The organism is Glycomyces tarimensis (assembly GCF_054776215.1).
The window spans coordinates 77,462-99,679 of the sequence record NZ_BAAHCB010000012.1 but is presented as its reverse complement, the minus strand read 5'-3'; the positions used below and the strand labels follow the sequence as shown (position 1 = coordinate 99,679).

Genomic DNA, 22,218 nt, shown 5'->3' with positions numbered 1-22,218 from the left:
GAGCTCATCCGCGACCCGGACCGCCACCGCCGGTAGCGCAGCTCAACATCCGGTCCGGGTCCGGATGCGGCGTCGTCTCGACCGCGCTGAGGTCGATGTCCGCGGGCCCGGGCATGAGGCTGCCGGGCAGGGTGACGGCGGCGGTGCCCCACGCGACGGCGGTGGCGAGCGCCCTGGCGCCCCGGCCTCCGGCGGCGAGGAAACCGGCGAGGGCCGCGTCGCCGGCACCGACGGTGCTGACGACCGGCGCGCCCGCGCGGGCGACGGCGTGGTGGACCCCGACGTCGTCGACCAGGAGGGCGCCGTCGGCGCCCAGGCTGGCGAGGACGGCCGCCGCGCCGCGTCCGCGCAGGGCTTCGGCGGCCTCGACGGCATCGCCGAGCGTGGTGATCGGCAGGCCGGAGGCGGCGGCGAGCTCGTCCCGGTTGGGCCCCACGAGCTCGGGTCGCGCGGCCAGGCAGGCGTCGAGTGCGGGGCCGCTGCTGTCGACGGCGGTGCGAGCGCCCGCGGCGCGGGCGCGTTGCACCAGGCGGGAGTAGAAGTCCTCGCCCGCGCCGGGCGGCAGGCTGCCGCAGCCGGCGATCCAGTCGGCGCCCGCATTGACGGCGGTGTCCAGGAGCGCGGCGATCTCGCGCTCGCTCAAGCGGGGTCCGGCCTCGTTCAACTTGGTGACGGTGCCGTCGGCCTCGGCGAGGGTGAGATTCGAGCGGACCGGTCCGGCGACGGGCACCGCCGTGAGCGGCACGGCGGCCTCGTTCAGCAGGCCGACGAGTTCGACGCCGACGCGACCGCCCGCGGACAGCACCGCCCGAGTGGCCTGGCCGTTGGCGACGAGTGCGCGCGAGACGTTGACGCCTTTGCCGCCGGCGTCGACGCGGATGCCCTCGGCTCGCTGGACCTCGCCGCGGCGGAGCCGACCGAGCTCGACGGTTCGGTCGAGACTCGGGTTGGCGGTGACGGTGACGATCATGCGCGCCTCACCGCCGTTTTCCTCGGATGCATTCGGTTGTAGTACACGGCCGGGCGCGGCGTTGTCAAAACACGTACGGTCGGCCCCGGGCCGCATGTTTCAATGCGGGTATGGGCATATCGATCATCAGCGGCGACATCACCCGGCAGCGCGTCGACGCGATCGTGAACGCGGCCAATTCCTCGCTCATGGGCGGCGGGGGCGTCGACGGCGCGATCCACGCCAAGGGCGGGCCGGCGATCCTCGAGGAGTGCCGCCAGCTGCGCGCCTCCCAGTACACCGACGGACTGCCGACGGGCGAAGCCGTGGCCACCACCGCCGGGAAGCTTCCCGCCCGCTGGGTGATCCACACGGTCGGACCGGTCTATTCGGCGGGCGAGGACCGCACCGAGCTGCTCGCCTCCTGCTACCGGGAGTCGCTCAAGGTCGCCGACAACCTCGGCGCGGACTCGATCGCGTTCCCCGCCGTGTCGGCGGGCGTCTACGGCTGGCCCGCCGACTCGGCCGCGCGCATCGCCTACGAGACGGTCACGGCGGCGGACAGCGCGATCGAGGACATCCGCTTCGTGCTGTTCAACCAGGACGTGCTGGCGGCGTTCCAGCGGGTCGCCGCCGAGCGGTAGGGCTGTCGGACCCCGCCGGTACGGTCGCGCTCATGAAGATGCTCACGAAAGACGCCTTCGCCGCCGCGGAACGGTACATGATGCTCCACGCCAGGCTCATCGACCGCCTCCGGTTCGCCCACCGCTTCGGCGCAGGCGCGAGCGAACCGGTCCTCCATGTCGTGCGCGGCTACCAGAACCCGGACGGCGGCTTCGGGAACGCGATCGAACCGGACCTGCGCGGCCGGGGCGGCCAGCCGCAGGGCGTCGAGACGGCGTTCTGGGCGCTCGACCAGATCGACGCCTTCGACGACCCGTCGGTCCGGGCCGCCTGCGATTGGCTTCAGGCGCACACCACCGAGGACGGCGGCGTGCCGTGGGTCCTGCCGAGCGTGCGCGAGACCGAGCGGGCGCCGTGGTGGCAGCCGCAGGGCGAGCCGGCGCCGGCCTCGCTCAACCCGACCGCACCGATCGCCGGGCTGCTGCACGCCCACGGCGTCGAGCACCCGTGGCTGGAGCGGGCCACCGCGTTCTGCTGGGACGCCATAGGGGCGATCACCGAGCTCGGCGCGTACGACACGATGTGCATCCTCGCGTTCCTCGAGCGCGTGCCGGACCGCGATCGGGCCGAGGCCGCGTTCACGCGCCTCGGTGACGCCCTGCTCGCCACGGTCGCGCTCGACCCGGACGCACCCGGCCACGTCCACTCCCCGATCGACATCGCGCCGAGGCCCGAGTCGATGGCGCGGCGCCTGTTCGGCGACGCCGACATCGACCGGCACCTGGACGCGGCGGTCGACGCGCAGCAGGACGACGGCGGCTGGGCCCCGAACTTCGAGATGTGGACTCCGGCGGTCGCCCACGAATGGGGCGGCCATCTGACGCTGGCCCGCCTCGCGACGCTCCAGGCCTACGGCAGGCTCGCCTGAGCCGGGCGCGGCGGGTCAGTCCTCCTCCTTGCCGTCGCTGGGGCGCGCGAGGAGCAGGATCATCACCGCCGTGGCCAGCAGCAGGGCGATGACCACGTAGAACGGTTCGATCGACAGCAGCGTGCCGAGCCCTTGGGCCAGGAATGGCGAGATCATCGCGATGACCACCGCCAGGGCTATCCACCGCGAATACCGCTGCAAGCCTCGCATCTGCGCCTCCTCCTCGTCGGCCTCGAGCCTACCGACCGCGCCGGCGGGCGCCGCACGTCGCGGCCGAGGTCTCAATTGGTGCGGGTGTTGGGCAGGTGGTCGCCGAGGTAGCCGATCCAGACGCGGCCGGTCGCGCCCCCGGCGTCGTCGAGGAAGTGCATGCGCGGGGCCGGGTTGCCGACCCGCTGGAGCTTGATGTGGGAGGGCATGAAGACGCGCCCGGACGGCTCGATCGCCGTCGGGACGCGGAAGGTGCGGGCCTCGCGGAACTTCGGCCGTCCGGTGACGGAGTCGGATTCCTTCATGGACACCATGTTCGGCGAGATGGCGGGCTGGCCGGGCAGCGGGTGGCCGCACCAGTCGTAGAAGCCGCCGGTGAAGCGCCGCTCGGCGCGGGCGGCGGCGTAGGCGTCCAGGGCGCGCAGGGCGTCCCAGGCCTTGCCGGTCCAGCGGCGGCACTGCCGCGGGTAGGTCACGTCGAGCTTGGCGACGTCGGGGTCCAACGCCTCGGGCAGGTCGACGCGTGTCAGGGTCTGGCGGGCGCGCGTCAGGACCGACATGAGGCTGTCGGCCTCCCAGACCTCGCCGGGCGCCTCGACGCCGAAGACGGGTTCGGCGTGCTCGGCGAGGCGGCTCTCCAACCACCGGACGCGCTCCTGGGCGCGCCGCTCGTCGTCCAGCAGGAGCTCGTAGTCGAATTCGAGCTCGTTGTAATCCTTGCGGAGCCGCTCGAGCTCGCGTTGGTGCCGGTCGTCGCGCTCGGCGCCGCGGCCGAGGACGTCGGCCTCCTCGACCGCGCGGGTGAGCGCGGACAGGTGGGCCGACATCGTGCGGATGAGCCGGGTGGTCTCGGAGTCGCCCCCGCGGGCCATGTCGACGAGCGCGTCGAGAATGCCGTCGGCGAGGCTCTCGGTGACCTGTCCGGAAACGCGTTCGGCGATGCGCGCGACGGCGTCGGCGGGCATCGGCTGGGCCGGGATCTCGGGCGTCGCCTCGACCGGTTCGGAATCGGGTTCGGGGCGCCGGGGGCCGGGGAGCTCGGATGCGCGAGCTCGCGCCAGCTCGATGGGACTGGGCGGTGCGGCGTGGAGTTGCTCGGGCCGGACCTCCCCGGCCAGAACCCGGTCGATGCGGGCGTCGACCCGGCGGATGTCGGTCGGGAGCGAGCGGCGCACCGCGAGCTCGATGACGCCGTCGATGACCACCTCCAGCGCGCGCTCGCCCTGTTCGCGGATCGCACCGCCGCCGCGCACGGGATGGCGCGGGGGGTAGGGCTCCTCGCCGGGGGTCAGTCCGGGCAGGTAGGTGCGCAGGCCACCACCGAAGACGGTCAGGTCCGGGCCGAGCCGCTTGTTGAGCAGGTCCTGGCTCTGGACGTCGAACAGGCGCACCACGACCGCGATCCCCGCGAGGGCCTCGGCGAGGCGGTCGGCGTGCGCGGCGATGTCCCTGGGATCGGCGCGGTCGACGGTGAGGACGATGACGGGGACGGTCCGGTCGGGATGGGCGAGCCAATCGGTGACCTGGTCGATCTCGTCCCTGCCGACGAGATGCGGGACGGCCTCGAGCGGGACGGCGCCGTCGGTGGCGCGGGTCGTCTGGAGGAACCCGCTCACGAACGACGGGGCGCGGACCGGGTCGGCTTCGGGCGACAGCTCGCCCTCCACGGTCACGGTGACCCAACTGTGGTCGCGGCGCGGTGCCTCGGCCCAAGTGGCGGCGGTGCGCAGCCGTCCAGCGCCGGTGGGGATGTCGACGGTGTACCGGCCGCAGGCCTCGCTGTCCGCCAAGGTGATGCGGGTGCGGCCGCGGGACCGTTCGAGACGAGGGGCGCCGTCGTCGTCCACGGAGGCCCAGGCGGCGAAGCGGCGGCGGAGCCTCGGTCCAAGACGGTCGCCGCCGTCGCGGAGGACGGCCTGGTAGAACAGCGTCACGGCGCCTCCACTCCTGTGTGTCCACGTTGAGGCAACATGCTACTGCACCGGGTCGAGAACACCGTCGTTCAATTCTAATAGGGACGGTCAAAGGGCTCGGAGGCCGGCCCCGCGTTCGCTCCGTTCGTGTCGGTGGATCGGTCTAGGGTACGGGGCATGATCGATAGGCACCAGGTGCTGCGCTTCCGAGTTCATGCCCAGCAGCTCGACCGGGAGCGCGGCACGACGGCGGACACCGCCGTCCTCGACTACGGCGTCCAGGACACCGGCCCGGACGGCGGCGGATGGGCGCTCGCACTGCGCGGCGTCGACCCCGCCGCTTTGTCCGATGAGGACCTCATTCTGCTGTGGACCGTGCGCGGGGCGCCGCATCTGTACCGCCGGAGCGAGGCCGGGCAGGTGGCGGCCGCGGTGGAGCCGTACTCGGAGGCCGACGCGGGCAAGCGGATCTACGACGCGGCCAAGCCGCTCAAGGCGGCGGGCATCGGCATCGTCGCCGCGCTCGACGAGGTCGCCGGGCACATGCGGGCCGCGGTCACCGGGCCGACGCCCAAGGGCGAGCTCTCCGGCCGCCTGGCCGGGGAGCTGCCCGAGCCGTACCTGCGGTTCTGCCGTCCGTGCGATGCGATCCACCTGTTCGAGCAGCCCTTCCGCTTGGGCGCCCTCCGGGCCGGGCTCGAGCTGCGGCCCGGCACCGCTCCCCCGGTGCTCGAACCCATCCGGGACTTCGCGCCCGCGGGCGAGGCCGAAAGTCGCTTCGACCTCATCCGCTCGTACCTGCGGCTGCTCGGGCCGGCCACCCCGAAGCAGGTGTCCGAATTCCTCGACGCCCCGGTCAAAGACGTCAAGGCGCACTGGCCCGAGGACGCGGTCGAGGTGGACGTCGACGGCGAGGCGCGCTCGATCCTGTCCGGCGACGCGGAGTCGCTGCGGTCGGCCGATGCCTCGGTCACCCGCCTGCTCGGCCCGTACGACCTGTTCCTACAGGCCAGGGACCGCACCACGATCGTGCCCGACAAGGCCCGCGCCAAGGAGCTGTGGCCAGTGCTCGGACGCCCCGGGGCCGTCCTCGCCGACGGCGAGGTGGTCGGCACTTGGCGGCCACGCAAATCCGGCAAGCGGTTCTCCGTCGCCGTGCGGCCGTGGACGCGCTTGTCCAAGACCGTCCGCGGCGCCGTCAACGAACAGGCGGAACGCCTCGCCGCGTACCGCGGCACGCCGCTGACCGGCGTCGACTTCGAGACGGACTGACGGGCGCCGCGACGCCGGAGAGTGAGATGATCTGTACATATTTGCCCCTTTAAATATTAAAGAAACCATGCTAATCTCTTCCGAATTCCAACCCCCCGCATAGTTTGGAGGTTTTCGATGGTTTCGAGAAGAACGCTCATCGCCGCCACCGCTGCGACCGGCGTCGTCGCCGCCAGCTCCCCCTGGTGGCGCGGCTCCGCCGCACCCCACGCGACGGCCGCCCCGGCCACGTGCGAGCTCGCGCTCGTGAACGACACCGACGCCGCCGTCAACGCCTACGTCACCGGACGCGAATTCGGCACCGACCGCATGATGCTGCTGCGCGCCGGCCAGGGCCCCTACTACATCGAGGAGCCACCGGGCCCCGCCACGCCGCTGCCCGTCGACGCCTCGATCCCACTGGGCGCGCCCGGTTCCGGACCGGTCGTCCTCACACTGCCGCGCATGTACGGCTCGCGGATCTACTTCGTCCGCGAGGACACGATCGACTTCTACGTCAACCCCGGGCCGGCGCTCGTCGAGCCCGCGCTGCACAACGAGGCGGACACCAACTACGGCAAGATCGTCTCCTTCTGCGAGTTCACCTTCAACGACGTCCAGCTGTTCATCAACGTCAGCTACGTCGACCTGGTGACCGCGCTGCCGATCGGCATCCGGCTCCAGGGCCACGGCGACCACAGTGTCGCGGCGCTGCCCGACGGCGCGGTCGAGGCGATCGCCGCCGATCTCGTCGCCCAGGCCCAGGCCGACGGGCACCCGTGGGGCGACCTCGTCATGCGCGACGGCGGCGGACGGATTCTGCGCGTCATGTCGCCGCAGAACGTCATGGCGCCGCACTTCGGGCAGCCGGACATGCCGTTCGGCGACTACTGGAGCGGCTACGTCGACCAGGTCTGGGATCGCTACCGGGGCACCGACCTGAGGATCGACCTCCAGGGCGGGCGCGGGACCCTCGCCGGGCGCGTCCAGGGCGACGTGCTCGCCTTCGAGGACGGCTCCACCTTCGCCAAGCCGTCCTCGCGCGACATCTTCACCTGCAACCACGGGCCGTTCGCCAATATCCCCTCCGACACGGACGCGAAGAAGGCACTGCTCGCGCGCCTGTCCGCCGCGTTCAACCGCAGCACCATCCTGAGCCACGCCGAGCAGCCGAACGGCGCGGGCGTCGCGGACTTCTACCGCCACCCGATCACCAACCACTACGCGCGTGCCGTCCACGCCAACTCGCCGATCGGCTACGCCTTCCCCTACGACGACGTGACCCCCGACGGCGCACCGGACCAGTCCGGGGCGGCCTTCGACGGCAACCCCACGCGGCTGACCGTCACCGTCAACTGACGAGACCGAGGCGGCCGGCCCGGAAGTGAGTTGCGACCGGGCCGGCCCCGGGCGAGACTGATCGGATGGCCGATGAGTCTCCCCCGTCCGACGGCTTCGTCAACGAGGTCGTCCTCAAGGACGGCATCGTGCGTCGCCCGCTCGGGCCGCACGATGCCCACGGTCTCGACCGCCAGCGCCGCGGCCGACCGGTCGAGACCGTGGGCATGGCGATGACCGCCGTCCCGCCGGGGCGGGTGACCTTGTCCGACAGGCGCACCGAGCGCAGTTGGACGGTCGGGGTCGAGGCGTGTCTGCTCGGGACGCATCCGGTCACCCAAGAGCGGTACGCGGCCGTCACCGGCGAGCGGCCCAGCACCGCCGTCGGCGACCGGCTCCCGGTCACGAACGTCTCCTGGTGGGACGCGGCACGGTTCTGCAACGCCCTGTCCGAAGGCGAGGGCCTGAGGCCCGCCTATCGCATCGTCGGCGAGGGAGACATCGAACTGGACGCCGCCGCCGATGGCTACCGGCTGCCGTCCGAGGCCGAATGGGAGTACGCGTGCCGCGCCGGCACCACCGGACCGCGCTACGGCGAGCTCGACGAGATCGCCTGGCATCGCGGCAATTCCGGCGAACGCCTCCACGAGGTCGGCGAGCTCGCGCCCAATCCGTGGGGCCTGTACGACATGCTCGGCAACGTCTGGGAATGGTGCTTCGAGCTGTACGACCCCGAGGTCTACGGCACCTACCGCGTGCTGCGCGGCGGCGGCTGGTTCGACGAGCACTGGAGCTGCCGCGCCGGGGTGCGGCGCCGCTCCATGCCGACCTTCAGAATCGACGACCTGGGATTCCGGGTCGCGCGGTCCGCCTAAAGCCCGAAGGAACGGCCCTGATCCGGGTTTCAATGGAGGGACCGCGACGAGGGGAGGGCTGCCGTGACCGCCGACGAGACCCGCACCGGAGGCCGCTACGTCTACGAGTTCGCCGAGGGCGACAAGGACCACAAGGACCTGCTCGGGGGCAAGGGCGCGAACCTGGCCGAGATGACGAACCTCGGCCTGCCGGTGCCTCCGGGCTTCACGATCACGACCGAGGCGTGCCGGCACTACCTGGCGCACGGCCAGGAGCCGCCGGGCCTGTCCGGCGAGGTCGACGCGCAGCTGGCCCGCCTGGAGCGCGAGCGGGGCAAGCGGCTCGGCGCCGAGGACGACCCGCTGCTGGTGTCCGTGCGCTCCGGCGCCAAGTTCTCGATGCCGGGGATGATGGACACCGTCCTCGACATCGGCCTGAACGACGCATCGGTGACCGGGCTCGCCCGGGCCTCGGGCAGCGAGCGCTTCGCCTGGGACTCCTACCGGCGGCTCATCCAGATGTTCGGCGCCACCGTTCTCGGCGTCGACCCCGCACGCTTCGACGAGGCGCTCGAGGAGGCCAAGCGGGACGCCGGCGCCGACAGCGATCTCGGCCTCGGCGTCGCCGAACTGCGCGCCCTCGTCGAGGACTACCGGCGAATCGTGGCCGCCGACGCCGGACGGGACTTCCCGCAGGAGCCGCGCGAGCAGCTCGATGAGGCGATCCGCGCCGTCTTCGACTCCTGGAACACCGAACGGGCACGCGTCTACCGCCGGCAGGAGCGCATCCCGCACGACCTCGGCACCGCGGTCAACGTCATGTCGATGGTCTACGGCAACCTCGGCGACGACTCGGGCACCGGCGTCGCCTTCACGCGCGACCCCGCCACCGGCAAGCAGGGCGTCTACGGCGACTACCTGCCGTTCGCGCAGGGCGAGGACGTCGTGGCCGGCATCCGCAACCCCGTCCCGCTCCAGGAGCTCGAACGGACCGACCCGGCCTCGTACGCCGAGCTGCTGGGCATCATGGCGACGCTCGAGCGGCACTACAGGGACCTGTGCGACATCGAGTTCACCATCGAACGCGGCAGGCTGTGGATGCTCCAGACCCGCGTGGGCAAGCGCACCGCCGCGGCCGCGTTCCGCCTGGCCGTCCAGTTCCTCGACGACGGTCTCATCGACGCCGAGGAGGCGCTGCGCCGCGTCACCGGCGAACAGCTCGCCCACCTGATGTTCCCCAGATTCGACCACGACGCGCAGGCGAAGCCGATCGCCAGCGGCGTCCCGGCCTCACCGGGCGCGGCCGTCGGCGCGGTCGTCTTCGACTCCGAAGCGGCCCAGGCCGCGAACGACCCGGTCATCCTCGTGCGCCGTGAGACCAACCCGGACGACCTGCCGGGGATCATCGCCGCCGCGGGCGTGCTCACGAGCCGGGGCGGCAAGACCTCGCACGCGGCCGTAGTCGCGCGCGGCATGGGCAAGACGTGCGTGGTCGGCACGGACGGGCTCGAGATCGACTACGAGGGGCGGCGGTTCGCCGCGCCCGACGGCGTCGAGGTCCGCGAAGGCCAGATCGTCTCCATCGACGGCACCACCGGCGCGGTCTACGCCGGTGAGATTCCCGTCGTCGACTCGCCGGTCGTGGAGTACTTCGAGGGCCGGCTCGAACCCGCGTCGCCCGATGTGGACTCCGTGGTGCCGGCCGTCGCCAGGCTCATGGTCTACGCCGACGAGCGGCGGCACCTGGGCGTCCATGCCAACGCCGACACTCCCGACGACGCGGCCCGCGCCCGCCGCTTCGGGGCCGACGGCATCGGCCTGGCCCGGACCGAGCACATGTTCCTGGGCGAGCGGCGCCGCCACGTCGAGGCGCTCATTCTCGCCGAGTCGCCCGACGAGCAGGAGAAGGCACTGGAGGAACTGCTGCCGTTGCAGCGCGGCGACTTCGTCGGGCTGCTCGCGGCAATGGACGGGCTGCCGGTGACGATCCGGCTCATCGATCCGCCGCTCCACGAGTTCCTGCCGGATCTGACCGAGCTGTCGGTGCGGGCCGCGCTCGCCGAGGAGCGCGGCAGGCCCGACGAGGCCGGTGCGAGGCTGCTGCGGGCGGTCCGGCGACACCACGAGCAGAACCCGATGCTGGGACTGCGGGGCGTGCGCCTCGGCCTCGTCGTCCCCGGGCTGGTGGCGATGCAGGTCCGTGCGATCGCGGAGGCGGCGGCCGCGCGGATCCGGGCCGGCGCCGACGCGCGCCCGGAGATCATGGTCCCGCTCATCGGCGGGGTCGAGGAGTTCGAGCTCATGCGCGAGGAGATCGAGCGCGTGCTCGCCGACGTCGCCGAGGCCGCGGGCGTGGACGTCCCGGCGCGGATCGGCACGATGATCGAGCTGCCGCGCGCGGCACTGACGGCCGGCCGCATCGCGGAGGCCGCCGAGTTCTTCTCCTTCGGCACGAACGACCTGACGCAGACCACGTGGGGGTTCTCCCGCGACGACGTCGAGGGCTCGTTCTTCCCCGCCTATTTGGACAAGGGAGTCTTCTCGGCCTCACCGTTCGAGTCACTCGACGCCGAGGGCGTCGGGCGGCTGGTGTCGATCGCGACCGAGGAGGGCCGGGCGGCGCGGCCGGGTCTGACGGTCGGGATCTGCGGCGAGCACGGCGGCGACCCGGACTCGGTGCGGTTCTTCGACGGCGTGGGGCTGGATTACGTCTCGTGTTCGCCCTTCCGCGTGCCGGTCGCGCGCCTCGAAGCCGGGCGTGCCGGGGTCATGAACCGGCGGTGATCCTGAGCGGACCGACTCGGGCCGTGGGAGTAACGACTTCCAGAACTTGGCGCCCTGTCGGGCCAGCAGGTCGCCCTGTCGGCGGTTGAGCCGCTTCTCGAACAGATAGTTGAGGTAGAGGCAGGGGGGCTCGGAGTCGACGCGGTAGACGTTGCCGATCCAGCGGTTCGGCACGCCGTCGACGAGCTCCCACAGCTCCACGATCCGGTCGCCGGGGGCCACGGTCATTCTGATGTCGATGCCGGCTATCTCGATGTCTTCAGTGCGCACCCATCCGGCGCTCGCCGGGTCGGGGTATCCGTTCGGCAGACTGGGTCGTGTCGGTCGGCTCATGTCCGGGCCAGCCAATCCATGCATTGATGACATTCCGGTCTCCATCATCGCAGAACACCCTATGCATGCAACGGACGCACAGGGCGATACGAAATCCGCTTGATACCAGGATATCGGTCGCGGACATTCGACCCGATTCGACCCGTCCCCATATGCATCGCCGAAGTGACCGGTGACCGAGCGCGATCACTTCGGGGACGGTCCTCGCTCCTCGAAGTCCCCAAACCGCTTTCACCCGAACGAGTGGTTCTCGAGGGCTTCGACGGCCCGCGGGACGGCGGGGAGGTCGTCCGTGGCGATGACGTCGACCGCGTGCTCGATGCCGCGCAGGACGGCGCGCGCCCGCACGCGTTCGGGGTCGGCGCAGTCGATGAGCAGCCACGGCTTTCGCCACGCCGCGCATGGGCACTCAGGCGTCCTCGGCCTCGGCCAGGGTCGCGACAGCCTCGGCGATCGGCGTCGGGCCGCCCACGAGTTCGAGGGTGCGGCAGGTGAGCACGGGCGTGGCGAGCAGCTCGGCGAGCACGGCCGCGACGTCGCCTCGGCTGATCGCACCGCCGTCGACGGCCTCGGCGAGCGTCACGGTGCCGGTGGGCTCGTCGTCGGTGAGGCGACCGGGACGGAGGATCACCCAGTCGAGGTCGCGGGAGCGCAGGTCCTCCTCGGCGCGGGTCTTGGCCTCGATGTAGGCGACCCAGACCTCGCCTCTCGAGGTGTCGGGGTCCTTCCCGGCGCCCATTGAGGAGATCTGGAGGAACCGGCCGACGCCGGCGCGCTCGGCCGCCTCGGCCATGAGGACCGAGGCCGCGCGGTCGACGGTGTCCTTTCTGGCCACTCCGCTGCCCGGCCCCGCACCGGCGGCGAAGACGACGGCGTCGACGTCTTCCAGCAGGCCGGAGACGTGTTCGACGTCGGCCTGTTCGAGGTCGAGCGTGATCGGCCGACCGCCGATCGCCGTGATGTCCTCGGCGTGGTCGGGATTGCGGATCAGTCCCGTGACCGCGTGGCCGTGCGCGGCCAGGAGCTCGGTCAGTCGCAACGCTATCTGTCCATGTCCTCCGGCGATGACGATATGCATACGGTGAAGCCTAACCGGAGCGCCGCGGCTTTCGGGCACTCTTGTGGGCCCTTGCCGGTAACGTCGGGTCCATGAGCCGATTGACGCCGCACATGATCGACGCCGCCGCCGAATTCATCTGGCTCACCGGCCGGGTGCTCGACCAGCGGAGACTGGCTCATTTCACCGGACTCGAACCGGCCGCGGGAATCCTCTCCGCGCTGCGGGCCCACGCCGCCGGCGACGGCGGTTACGCCTTCGCGCTGGAACCGGACGTCAAAGGGCCCGAAGCGCACCCGATCACGGTGGCGACGGCGCTCCAGATCTTGGACGAGGCCGACGCGCTCGCCGACCACGCGGCGCCCATCGTGGACTGGCTGGCGACGGTGACCGCGCCGGACGGCGGTGTGCCCCCGCTCCTGCCCTCGATCGCCGAATACCCGCGTCCACCGTTCATGGCCCCGCCCGAGTCGCTGCACGGCATGCTGCTGCCCACCGCGCGCATCGTCGGCCTGCTGCGCAAGCACGGCGTGGCGCATCCGTGGATGGAGGGCGCGATCGCGTTCTGCTGGTCGGCGATCGACGCGCTCGAGACCACGCACCCCTACGAGGTCCACTGCGTCAACGTCTTCTTGGACCACGCGCCGGAGCGCGAGCGCGCCGAGGCGGCCTCGGCGCGCTTGGGCCGCATGGTGCGCGATCAGCAGCTCGTGCTGCTCGATCCCGAGAATCCTACGGGCGTCCGCCCGGCCCCCGGTTACGCCGAGGGCGAGTTCCACTACGCCCACCAGTTCGCGCCCCGGCCCGAGAGCCTCGCGGCCGGGTGGTTCACGGACGAGGAGCTGGCGCGTTCGCTGGACGTCCTGGCGCACTCGCAGCTCGCCGACGGCGGCTGGCAGATCAATTGGCGTCGCTGGGCGCCCACGACCGAGTCCGACGCCAGGCCCGGAGTCACCCTGGAGGCCATGGGCGTCCTGCGAGCCTGGGACCGCGCTCAGCGCCGATCCCGCTAGAGCCCACGGACGAGCTCCGCGCCTGGCACCGCGCTCAGCGCCGATCGCCGAGGACCGCCTCGATCACCTGGGCCACGCCGTCGTCTCCGGCGGCGGCGGTGCGGCAGGTGGCGGCGGCGACGGCTTCGGCATGGGCGCCCTCGACCGCGTACGAGCGGCCGGCCCAGGCCAGCATGGAGACGTCGGTGGGCATGTCGCCGAAGGCGATCACCGCTTCGGAGCCGACGCCGCGCGCGGCGCACCACTCGGCCAGCGCGGCGCCCTTGGTAGCGCTCGCGGCGCTGTACTCGATTTCGGGGTGCGAACCCCAGTGCAGCATCCGCACGCCGGGGATGTCGATCCGGCGGGCCTCGGCGACCAGGGACGCCGCGTCCGTGCCGGGCGTTCGGACCGCGAATGTCGCGACTGCCGCGACGCCTTCGAACAGGTCGGCCGCGGGATCGGTGAAGGTCCACGGTTCATGCAGGTGCACGCCGTCGCGGAACGCGCGGGCCTGGGCGATCTGATTCGATCCGGTCTCGACGGCGAAGATCGCCTCGGGCATGGCTTCGAGCAGGCGGCGGCGCAGTGCGCGAACGGTGTGCACTGGTATCGGGTGGCGAAAGTCGGCGGTAGCGGTGGCGAGGTCGTAGTGGATCGCGCCGTTGCAGCAGATCGCCGCGTCGATCGAGGCCGCCAGGGCCCGGTGGCGGTAGACGCCTCGGGGCGCGCGGGCCGTCACGGCGACGACGAGTATGCCGCGCTCCCGGGCGGCGAGCAGTGCCTTCTGATTGCGGTCCGACAATCGGCCTTGGTCGTCGAGCAGGGTGCCGTCGAGGTCGGTGGCGATCACCTTGGGGGCTTCCACGTCGCGAGTATCCGGGTGGCGTCTGCGAGCGGGCAAGCCGATTTCGGCCCGGCGGCCCCGGCCCTGCTCCTGGACCGCCGGGCCTTCGGGGGTCAGCCGGTGTAGGGGGCGGCGGCCGCCTGGGCGGCCGTCATGAGCGCTCCCCGGTTGATCGGCCACAGACTTTCGTCGACGCACTCGTAGGCGGGCAGGAAGCCGCCGCAGGTGCCGAAGGCGGCGCCGATCTCGAAGGTGACGGATGCGACGCCGAGTTCACCGTAGGTCATGTCGTCGGTGGTGCCGCTGGTGCCGTACCCGACGGTGTCGCCGTTGGTGCCGACGAAGTAGCCGTTGGACTCGGCCATCTGCTCGCCGAGCGCCCGGATCGCGGCGTCGTTCGGGGCGGGATCGTCGGTGTAGCCCCACGGCACGATGATGTACTCGCCGTAGCTGTGCAGGCTGATGAACACGTCGCGGGCGTCGTCCGGGGCCGGGTCGGTCGGGCGCTCACCGCGCTGGTCGGGATGGAGTCCGCGCAGCCAGTCCTCGATCGCGGCCACCTCGGGCTCGGAGCCGGCCGAGACGCCCTGGTAGGTCTGGGCGCACGGGTTGGTGCTGTCGGCGCCCCATTCGAAGGTGGAGTTGCGGTTGAGGTCGACCCCGGACCGCGAGCCGCAGTTTCCGGCCGAGTCGTTGGCGTTCTTGCGTTGCAGCACGGGGTTGTCGCCGCCGGAGGCGACGATGTCGACGCCGTCGGGGTTGGCGACGGGGACGACCCACATCTCGGTGGTGTCCATGAGGGAGGTTATGGCCTCGTCGGTGCCGTAGCCCTCGACGAGAGCGTCGATCCAGCGCTGGGCGATCTCGCCGGTGGCGATCTCGCGGGCGTGGATCTGGGCGATCAGGGAGAAGCGGGGCTTGGCCGATGCGGGGTTCTGTTCGCAGTCGCCCTCGGCGATCTTGGTGACGCAGACAGCCCAGATGTCATGGCCGCCTTCGCCTTGAGTCTTGAGCCAGCTGTCGCCGATGTCGTAGACCCTGGCGAGGTCGGGGTGTTCGGCGGCGACGGCCTGGAGGTGCTCCTCGTGGGCTTCGACGGTGCGGTAGCCGCCGTAGTAGGTGCCCTCCTGGCGGATGCCGGGGGCGATGTCCTTGTAGACGGTGTCGTGGAAGCGCGGGTCGTGGCCGAGGTCGCGGAGGTCGGCGGCGACGCCCTCGTCGCCGATGACGAGGACGCCGCCGTCGGGGTCTTGGTGGGCGACGTCGAAGCCGCGCTGCTCGAGTTCGGCGATCTGCTCGGCGGTGACGTCGTCGACGCTCCAGGTCACCGGCTCGGAGCCGTCGGTTTCGGGGTCGGCGTGAGCGGTCATCGTGGCGGCGCCGGTGGTGGCGGCGGCCAGGGCGATCGCGATGCTCGCGGTGGCGAGCCTTCGCTTGGAGTGCATGTGTGCGTTCCTTTCTCGGCGCACCGGGGGTGGCGGCGCGCGGGAGGGCGGTCAAAATAATGAATAATCATATATACACACACGAATTCTGTAAATCCCCGATATTGGGACACTTTGGTCATCGGCTTGCGACGCGGCGCACCACGGCCAGCAGGTACTCCTCCCGGTCGAGCGGGTTGTGGTCGGTGCGGGGCCGGCCCGGTACCGGGCCGGTGACCGGCTCGTAGCGGTCGAACGCGAACTCGACGACGCCCTCGCCTCTGGTCAGCGCGGGCATGCGCTGTTCCATGGCGTGGACCGAGGCGGCCGGGACGGAGCCCTCCACCACGTAGGCGTCGCCGCGGGATCGCGGCGCTTCGGGGACGGCGCGGAATTTCGTCAGTGCGGCGAGCACGGCGCCGAGCGCGTCGATCGGCAGGTCGATGCGGAAGCGGTGGATCGGCTCGCACACGACGGTTCGGGCTCGGCGCAGGGCGTCCATGAGGACCAGTGGCGTGAGGTTCCTGAAATCGCCGGCGGTGCTCGACATGCTCTTGTCGAACGTGCCGTGGGCGTGGCTCTGCCGCGCCCAGTAGCCGGAGTGCGTCATGGTGACGGTGCAGTCGGGGACCTCCCAGCCGTACAGTCCTTGCCCGAGCGTCTCGCGGACGGTCTCCTCCACGGCGGCGAAGAAGGCCGGGGGCATGGAGCCCAGCTCCACTTCCAGCCGGAACTCGACGCCCGAGCCGACCGGGGCCGGGTCGACGCGCAGGCCGACCGTCGCCAGGAACGGGTTGGGCTCCTTGACGATGTATTCGACGGACGCGCCCGAGCCGGTGAGCCGCTCGACGCAGATGACGGTGGATTCGCGGAAGGCGACGTCGAGTCCGAACTCGTCGGCGAGGGTCGCGCCGATGACCTCCTTCTGGACCTCGCCGTAGAGCGAGACGGACAGCTCGGAGCGGCGTTCGTCGTGGCGCAGGCCGATGAGCGGGTCCTGTTCGGCCAGTTGGGTGAGCGCGGCGTGCAGCGCGCCGTTGTCCCGCTCGCGGGCGGGTACGACGACGGTCTCCAGCGTGGGCGGCGCGAAGTGTTCGGCGGCCGTCTTCGGCGCGGCGCCGACGGCGTCGCCGATCTGCGCGTCGAGACCCCAGATCTTGGCGATGCGGCCCGCCTCGACCGTCCGGCCGCGACGGTCGGTGCCGTCGGCGAAGACGCTGAGGGCGGTCACCTTGCCTTCCTTGCCGTCGCCGAACGGGACGCGGTCGCGGACGCCGAGGGTCCCGGAGAAGAGTCGGACGTAGGCGGTCTTCTCCCCTGCCGGGCCGCGCTCGATCTTGAAGACCGTGCCGCAGAGCGGTCCGGCCGCGTCGCCCTCGGCGGCGGGCAGGAGCCCGGTGACGGCCTCGGCGAGCGCCTCGGTGCCGGCGCCGGTGATGGCCGAGCCGAAGTAGACGGGGTGGACCCGGGCCCGGCGGGTCTGCGAGGCGAGGGCCTCGCGCAGGCGTGCGTGGGAGACGGCGTGCTCCTCGCCGACGTACGCGGCCAAGAGCGCGTCGTCGTGATCGGCGAGGAGCTCGATGAGTTCGGCGGTGAAGGCGCCGTCGGCCTCGCGCGGCACCGAGCGGGCGTCGCGGGTGCCGAGGTGCCGGACCTCGTGCATGGCGATCGTCGCGGGGTCGAGCTTGTCGGCGATGGCGCGCAGCAGGTCCTCGTAGCGCGCGCCGCTGCGGTCGATCTTGTTGACGAAGACGAGCGTGGGGATGCCCATGCGCCGCAGCGCCCGCATCAGGATGCGGGTCTGCGCTTGCACGCCTTCTACGGCGGAGACGACGAGGACGGCGCCGTCCAGGACGCCGAGCACACGCTCGACCTCGGCGATGAAGTCCGGGTGGCCGGGCGTGTCGATGAGGTTGATGGTGGTGTCGCCCATGGCGAACGAGACCACGGCGGCCTTGATGGTGATGCCGCGCCGGCGTTCGAGGTCGAGCGAGTCGGTGCGGGTGCTGCCGGCGTCGACGCTGCCGATCCGGTCGATGACGCCGGCGGCGTGGAGCAGTCGCTCGGTCAGGCTGGTCTTACCCGCGTCGACATGGGCGAGGATCCCTAGGTTGAGTGTGCGCACGAACGGTCATGTCCTCCGGATTGACGATGATTCCCTTCTGGTCGGACATGAAAGCTCGGCGCATTTCGGACTCCCTTGGTTCGTGCGGTCGCGAGTAGTCCAGCAGCATGCGGCCGAGAGCGCAAGCGGATTTCTCAGGCGGCCTCGCGCGAGCGCTCGATGATCGCCTCGATGACGCGCGCGACGCCGTCGTCGGTGTTGGGGGCGGCCGTGTCGCTCGCGGCGGCGATGGCCTCGGGGTGGGCTCCCTCGATGGCATAGGACCGGCCGGCCCAGGCGAGCATCGAGACGTCGTTGGGCATGTCGCCGAACGCGACCGCGTCGCCCGCACCGAGGTCGCGCTCGGCGCACCAGGCCGCCAGGCCGGTGCCCTTGTTGGCGCCGGGCGCGTTGAAGTCGAGCATCCCGAACTCGCCCCAGTGGCACATGTCGAGCCCGGCGAGGTCGAGGCCCTCAACGGCGCGCGCCATGTCCTCGCCCCGCAGCTCGGGGTCGTAGACCTTGATCTTCACGATGGTGCCGGCGCGTTCCAGGGTCTGTTCCACCGAGCCGGTGAACTCCCAGCGCGAGGCGTCGATGATCAGGTCGCCGAAGTGCCGGCGCTCGCCGACGTTGCCGCGGGCGGTCTCGACCGCGATGGCGCAGTTCGGCAGCGCCTCGGCGAGGACGGCGCAGGTCATGCGGGCGGCGGCCGGCTCGATGGCGCGCCAGATGCGCGTGCGGCCTTCGACCGGCTCGTAGAAGACAGCGCCGTTGGAGCAGATCGCCGTGTCGAGCAGCGGGACGAGTTCGGGGAGGCGGTCGACGCCGTAAGGGGTCCGTGCGGTGACCGCGACGACGGCGAGGCCGTATTCGCGGGCGGCCACCAAGGCCTTGCGGGTCCGTTCGGACAACTCGCCGTCGGCGCCCAGGAGGGTGCCGTCCAGGTCGGACGCGATGACTCGGGGAGGCTGCACCGCTCCAGTATCGCGCCGCAGCGGCATCCGGGCAAGCGAGGTGACCTCACCTGCTGGCGACGGCGCCGCTCCCGGCATGGACGCGGCGGCGACCGCGGTTGTCGGTGGCCGCCGCTATGGTGGCGGCCACCGACCTGCCGACCACTGAGGAGTCGCGATGGCCGCCTACGACGTCAAGCGCGAACGCAAAGCGCTCTATGCCCCGAAGAACTCCGAATGGTCACTGCTGGAGGTGCCCCGGCAGCATTTCATCGCGATCGACGGCCGCGGGGACCCCAACACCGCCGAGGCGTACGCCCGCGCCGTCGAGGCGCTCTACGCCGTCGCGTACACCGCCAAGTTCGCGAGCAAGCGCGGCGAGGGCGGGGACTTCGTCGTCGCCCCGCTCGAAGGGCTCTGGTGGTCGGACGATTACGAGGCCTTCACCGCCCGTGCCAAGCAGCGGTGGCAGTGGACGATGATGATCAGCCAGCCCGAATGGGTCGACGCCGGGGCCGTCGAGGAGGCCAAGGAGACCGCCTTCGCGAAGAAGCGACTGGGCGCGATCGAGCAGATCAGGTACGAGACGCTGCACGAGGGCCGCTGCGCGCAGGTGCTCCACATCGGCCCGTACGACGACGAGGCCCCGGCCCTCGCCGAGCTTCACGAGCGGTACCTGCCCTCGCTCGGCCTCCGGCCGCGCGGACTGCACCACGAGATCTACCTGGGCGATCCTCGCAAGAGCGCCCCCGAGAGGCTGCGGACGGTGCTGCGCCAGCCGGTCGAGCCCGCGTGACGGCGCGCACGTCAATGCCGACACCGACGCCGAGGCGTTCGCGCAGTTCCTCATGAACACCATCTCGGGCCTGCGGGTCATGACCAAGACCTCCGACCGGCCCACGCTGCACCGCATCATCGACACCGCACTGGCGGGTCTGTAAGCGAGACAAGTCCGCGTGGCGGGGCGAGAAGAGTTTGGGCAGCGCGCTGGCGGGCGCATCGGGCATCAGCCATGACGAGCTGCTCGCCTCGCTGCCCGAGCAGTTCGGAGTCGCCACGGGCCGCATGGGCGAGCCCGAGGAGATCGCGGACCTGGTGGCGTTCCTCCTGTCCGACAGGGCCGCGAACATCGTCGGGGCGGACTACACCATCGACGGCGGCACGCTCACGACCGCCTAGGAGGCCATGCGGGTCCTGGCCGCGAACGCGGCCGGGACCCGCAGCTCGTGGCCTCTGAAGAAGTCGATGTCGCCGACCTCCTCACGGGTGATCCAGCGGGCCTCGGAGGCCTCGAGCTCGGCGAGCCGGAGCTCCTGTCCGGGGTCGACCGCGTCGGCCATGAAGCTCATGATCATGGGCATGCGCGAGTCACCGCCGTCGAACGTGTCGCGTTTGTCGAAGGCCCAGACGAGGGCCCGCAGCGTGACGTCGAGGCCCGTCTCCTCGAAGGTCTCGCGGACCGCGGCGGCGCCGACGGTCTCGCCGACCTCGCTCGCGCCGCCCGGCATCGCCCACTGGCCGGTGTCGGTGCGGCGGATGAGCAGGAGGCGGTCGTCCTCATCGAAGACCGCGGCGTCGGCGCCGGTCGAGAGGCATTCGGCGGCCAGATCGCCGCAGTCCAGCCGCGGGTAGGCCAGGTCGGCCTCGACCGTGTCCGCGCACAGCGCCAGGATGCGCTCGTAGCGTTCGCGCTCATAGAAGTTCGACGTCTTCGCCCTGCCTGCGGCGCTGAGCTCGGCGATCGTGCCGAGGACCTCGCTCACCTCCGGTGGGACCGGCAGCGGCCCCCCGGACCGGGCCCTGGCCGCGGACGCCGGCGCCAGGGCCTCGATGAGGCCGTGCAGGTCCGCATCGCCGGGTTCGAGGGCGTCGCGCACCCGTGCGGAGTCGAGCGGAGATTCGAGCTCGTAGGTCAGCAGGAACGTGTGCGGGCACGGCAGACCCGCGAGGTCGGTGTCGCCGATGCCGACCACCTCGGTGGGCGGTTCGGCCTTCACCGACTCGGCCAGGTCCTCGAGGCGGCGGTCGAGCGAGGCGCCCGTCCGGCTCAGGCGGCGGCGCCGCACCACTCGCTCGCCGTCGGCGCAGGCGACGCGGACCTCGGTGGCGGGGATCGGGGTTCGCAGGCCCGTGTCGGCATCGAAGATCGCCTCGATCTCGGTCAGCGGGCGGAGTTCGACCTCGGCCATCAAGGCCGCCGCGTGGCGGCGCAGCCGGAGCAGCCGTTCTCGCTCGTCGCCGGCCGCTCCCCAGAACAGGCCGTTCGCGGCCTCGGCGCGGAGCATGCCCGCCAGTCTCGCCAGTCCCACCGCAGCGCGCTCGTCCGCCATCGTGCTCCTCAGATCGACTCCAAGGGACTGTACCCGTCAGACGGTCCGCCGGCCCACCGCCGCACGGGCCAGCCGCAACGCCTCCCGCGTCGAGGCGATGAGGGCCTGGTCGCCGACCTTCTGACGCATCCGGAGCACCGCTTCGAGCACCTCGGCCGCCCGTTTGGGCCTGCGGGCGTCCATGAGGTGCTTCCCGTAGTGCTGCATCGCGAAGTGGAGCACCTCGGGGCAGTCGGCGCGGGCCGCGTCGATGGCCTTGGTGTAGTTGGGTTCGGCTCCGGCGAGGTCGCCGGGGTAGCGGTGGGCGTCGCCGAGGTTGATGAGCGTCGCCACCTGCTCGCGCGGCGTCGTCGCGCGCGACAGGGCCCTGCGGAGGACCTCGCGGGCGCGGGCGTAGTCGCCCAAGGCGATCAGGCCGACTCCGGTCTGGCGCAGTTGGGCCTGGGCCAGACCCGACTCGCGCGCCAGTGTGGACTCGACCAGCCGGCGCAGCCTCTCGGGCTCCGTCGCGTACATGCGGCCGTCGTTGCCGGTGGCGATCAGCTCGGCTATCTGGTATTGCACTGCCGACATCACTCTTCCTCGAATTCAGGCGAGCGGGTGCCAGGACGACGGCGGGGGCACCGTCGCCCGGATGTTCGGAAGTGTAACCCCGGACACTCGGGAACGTCTCAGCCGTCACTCCTGCGCAGCACGAGGCCGTGGAATTCGAGTTCGGTGTAGTCCGGTTCCCGGGCGATGAGGTCGAGCAGCTCGAAATGCCCGGCTGCGACGGCGCCGACCGTCTCGACGGTCATCAGCGAGAAGAACCGTTTCGGCTCGTAGTGGTCCTTCGGCCAGACCCCTTCGGAGTCCTCGCCGCCATACTGTCCCCAGTAGAACATTCCTCCGGGCGCGAGCACCCGCTTCACCTCCGCGAGCACGCCGTCGAGTTCGGCGCGCGGGACGTGCAGGAGGCAGTTCATGCCGAACGCGGCGTCGAAGGCGCCGTCCGCGAATGACAAGGCGTTGAAGTCCATCACTTCGGCGGTGAGCCCCTTGGCCCGGCAGCGGGCGACCATCTCCGGCGAGAGGTCGACGCAGGTGACCGCAACGCCCTCGTCGGCGAAGTAGCGGCCGCTTACCCCGTGGCCGGCCCCGATCTCCAGGAGGGTCGACGCCCCGGCTCCGCGCAGGTACGCCGCGAAGCGGGCCCGCTCGTCCCGCTTCCACGGCGCGTCGTCCATCTTCTCGCGGTCCTCGGCCTTCGCGTCGTAGGCCCGCCGAAGATGCCGCTTGATGGCCCCGTATTCCATGGCGTCCATGGTGTCAGACGGCACCGACG

The 22,218-nt window shown here is 71.5% G+C and carries 20 protein-coding genes; 9 read left to right on the top strand and 11 right to left on the bottom strand.

Features of this window, described 5'->3' with window-relative positions; genetic code table 11:
- Window positions 1-4: 4 nt before the first annotated feature.
- The gene (locus tag ACYVK3_RS11180) at window positions 5-970 is read right to left on the bottom strand and encodes a 1-phosphofructokinase family hexose kinase (RefSeq protein ID WP_460497392.1); all 966 of its coding nucleotides are present in this window, start codon (window positions 968-970) and stop codon (window positions 5-7) included.
- Window positions 971-1,080: 110 nt separating this feature from the next.
- On the opposite strand from ACYVK3_RS11180, the gene ACYVK3_RS11175 reads away from it, so the two are divergent.
- Both ACYVK3_RS11175 and ACYVK3_RS11170 read left to right on the top strand, forming a co-directional pair.
- Window positions 1,081-1,593 carry a macro domain-containing protein gene (locus ACYVK3_RS11175; protein ID WP_460497391.1) on the top strand — a complete coding sequence of 171 codons (513 nt, stop codon included), beginning with the start codon at window positions 1,081-1,083 and terminating at the stop codon, window positions 1,591-1,593.
- Between the two features lie 32 nt (window positions 1,594-1,625).
- Window positions 1,626-2,501, top strand: coding sequence for a hypothetical protein (locus ACYVK3_RS11170; protein ID WP_460497390.1), 876 nt, complete (start codon window positions 1,626-1,628; stop codon window positions 2,499-2,501).
- A gap of 15 nt (window positions 2,502-2,516) precedes the next feature.
- On the opposite strand, the gene ACYVK3_RS11165 is transcribed toward ACYVK3_RS11170, so the two are convergent.
- The gene (locus tag ACYVK3_RS11165; RefSeq protein WP_460497389.1) at window positions 2,517-2,711 is read right to left on the bottom strand and encodes a hypothetical protein; all 195 of its coding nucleotides are present in this window, start codon (window positions 2,709-2,711) and stop codon (window positions 2,517-2,519) included.
- A 71-nt stretch (window positions 2,712-2,782) separates the two neighbouring features.
- Window positions 2,783-4,645: a hypothetical protein gene (locus ACYVK3_RS11160; protein ID WP_460497388.1), complete on the bottom strand. Its 1,863-nt coding sequence runs from the start codon at window positions 4,643-4,645 to the stop codon at window positions 2,783-2,785.
- A gap of 156 nt (window positions 4,646-4,801) precedes the next feature.
- Between ACYVK3_RS11160 and ACYVK3_RS11155 the strand changes: the two genes are divergently transcribed.
- From ACYVK3_RS11155 to ppdK, 4 genes are all read left to right on the top strand, one after another.
- On the top strand, window positions 4,802-5,896 hold the full coding sequence (locus ACYVK3_RS11155; RefSeq protein WP_460497387.1) for a winged helix DNA-binding domain-containing protein: 1,095 nt from the start codon (window positions 4,802-4,804) through the stop codon (window positions 5,894-5,896).
- 117 nt (window positions 5,897-6,013) lie between these two features.
- On the top strand, window positions 6,014-7,234 hold the full coding sequence (locus ACYVK3_RS11150; protein ID WP_460497386.1) for a glycoside hydrolase family 64 protein: 1,221 nt from the start codon (window positions 6,014-6,016) through the stop codon (window positions 7,232-7,234).
- 212 nt (window positions 7,235-7,446) lie between these two features.
- Window positions 7,447-8,088 carry a formylglycine-generating enzyme family protein gene (locus ACYVK3_RS11145; RefSeq protein WP_460497468.1) on the top strand — a complete coding sequence of 214 codons (642 nt, stop codon included), beginning with the start codon at window positions 7,447-7,449 and terminating at the stop codon, window positions 8,086-8,088.
- Between the two features lie 63 nt (window positions 8,089-8,151).
- Window positions 8,152-10,851 (top strand): pyruvate, phosphate dikinase, encoded by a 2,700-nt coding sequence (ppdK, locus tag ACYVK3_RS11140; protein ID WP_460497385.1) that lies wholly within the window; start codon window positions 8,152-8,154, stop codon window positions 10,849-10,851.
- Between the two features lie 742 nt (window positions 10,852-11,593).
- Here ppdK and ACYVK3_RS11135 read toward each other — a convergent pair.
- Complete coding sequence (locus ACYVK3_RS11135; protein WP_460497384.1) at window positions 11,594-12,262, bottom strand: SDR family oxidoreductase; 669 nt, start codon at window positions 12,260-12,262, stop codon at window positions 11,594-11,596.
- 71 nt (window positions 12,263-12,333) lie between these two features.
- On the opposite strand from ACYVK3_RS11135, the gene ACYVK3_RS11130 reads away from it, so the two are divergent.
- Window positions 12,334-13,254 (top strand): hypothetical protein, encoded by a 921-nt coding sequence (locus ACYVK3_RS11130; RefSeq protein WP_460497383.1) that lies wholly within the window; start codon window positions 12,334-12,336, stop codon window positions 13,252-13,254.
- 34 nt (window positions 13,255-13,288) lie between these two features.
- Here the strand turns inward: ACYVK3_RS11130 and ACYVK3_RS11125 are convergent, their stop codons facing one another.
- The 4 genes from ACYVK3_RS11125 to ACYVK3_RS11110 all read right to left on the bottom strand — a co-directional run bounded on the left by ACYVK3_RS11125 (window position 13,289) and on the right by ACYVK3_RS11110 (window position 18,585).
- A complete protein-coding gene (locus ACYVK3_RS11125) occupies window positions 13,289-14,101 on the bottom strand; it encodes an HAD family hydrolase (RefSeq protein ID WP_460497382.1) in 813 nt (270 codons plus the stop codon).
- 92 nt (window positions 14,102-14,193) lie between these two features.
- A complete protein-coding gene (locus ACYVK3_RS11120; RefSeq protein ID WP_460497381.1) occupies window positions 14,194-15,525 on the bottom strand; it encodes a M14 family metallopeptidase in 1,332 nt (443 codons plus the stop codon).
- A 118-nt stretch (window positions 15,526-15,643) separates the two neighbouring features.
- Entirely contained in the window at window positions 15,644-17,629 is a 1,986-nt protein-coding gene (locus tag ACYVK3_RS11115; RefSeq protein WP_460497380.1) for a GTP-binding protein, read from the bottom strand.
- A 134-nt stretch (window positions 17,630-17,763) separates the two neighbouring features.
- Window positions 17,764-18,585, bottom strand: a complete 822-nt coding sequence (locus ACYVK3_RS11110) for an HAD family hydrolase (protein ID WP_460497379.1) — start codon at window positions 18,583-18,585, stop codon at window positions 17,764-17,766.
- 157 nt (window positions 18,586-18,742) lie between these two features.
- Here ACYVK3_RS11110 and ACYVK3_RS11105 point away from each other — a divergent pair, with 157 nt between their 5' ends.
- Window positions 18,743-19,360, top strand: coding sequence for a GyrI-like domain-containing protein (locus ACYVK3_RS11105; protein ID WP_460497378.1), 618 nt, complete (start codon window positions 18,743-18,745; stop codon window positions 19,358-19,360).
- A 179-nt stretch (window positions 19,361-19,539) separates the two neighbouring features.
- On the top strand, window positions 19,540-19,743 hold the full coding sequence (locus tag ACYVK3_RS11100) for an SDR family oxidoreductase (protein ID WP_460497377.1): 204 nt from the start codon (window positions 19,540-19,542) through the stop codon (window positions 19,741-19,743).
- On the opposite strand, the gene ACYVK3_RS11095 is transcribed toward ACYVK3_RS11100, so the two are convergent.
- The 3 genes from ACYVK3_RS11095 to ACYVK3_RS11085 all read right to left on the bottom strand — a co-directional run bounded on the left by ACYVK3_RS11095 (window position 19,740) and on the right by ACYVK3_RS11085 (window position 22,198).
- Window positions 19,740-20,894, bottom strand: a complete 1,155-nt coding sequence (locus tag ACYVK3_RS11095; RefSeq protein ID WP_460497376.1) for an NUDIX hydrolase — start codon at window positions 20,892-20,894, stop codon at window positions 19,740-19,742. The two genes, ACYVK3_RS11100 and ACYVK3_RS11095, sit on opposite strands and share 4 nt — an antisense overlap.
- Before the next feature lie 36 nt (window positions 20,895-20,930).
- Complete coding sequence (locus tag ACYVK3_RS11090) at window positions 20,931-21,467, bottom strand: tetratricopeptide repeat protein (protein ID WP_460497375.1); 537 nt, start codon at window positions 21,465-21,467, stop codon at window positions 20,931-20,933.
- Between the two features lie 98 nt (window positions 21,468-21,565).
- Window positions 21,566-22,198 carry a class I SAM-dependent methyltransferase gene (locus ACYVK3_RS11085; protein WP_460497374.1) on the bottom strand — a complete coding sequence of 211 codons (633 nt, stop codon included), beginning with the start codon at window positions 22,196-22,198 and terminating at the stop codon, window positions 21,566-21,568.
- Window positions 22,199-22,218: the final 20 nt, after the last annotated feature.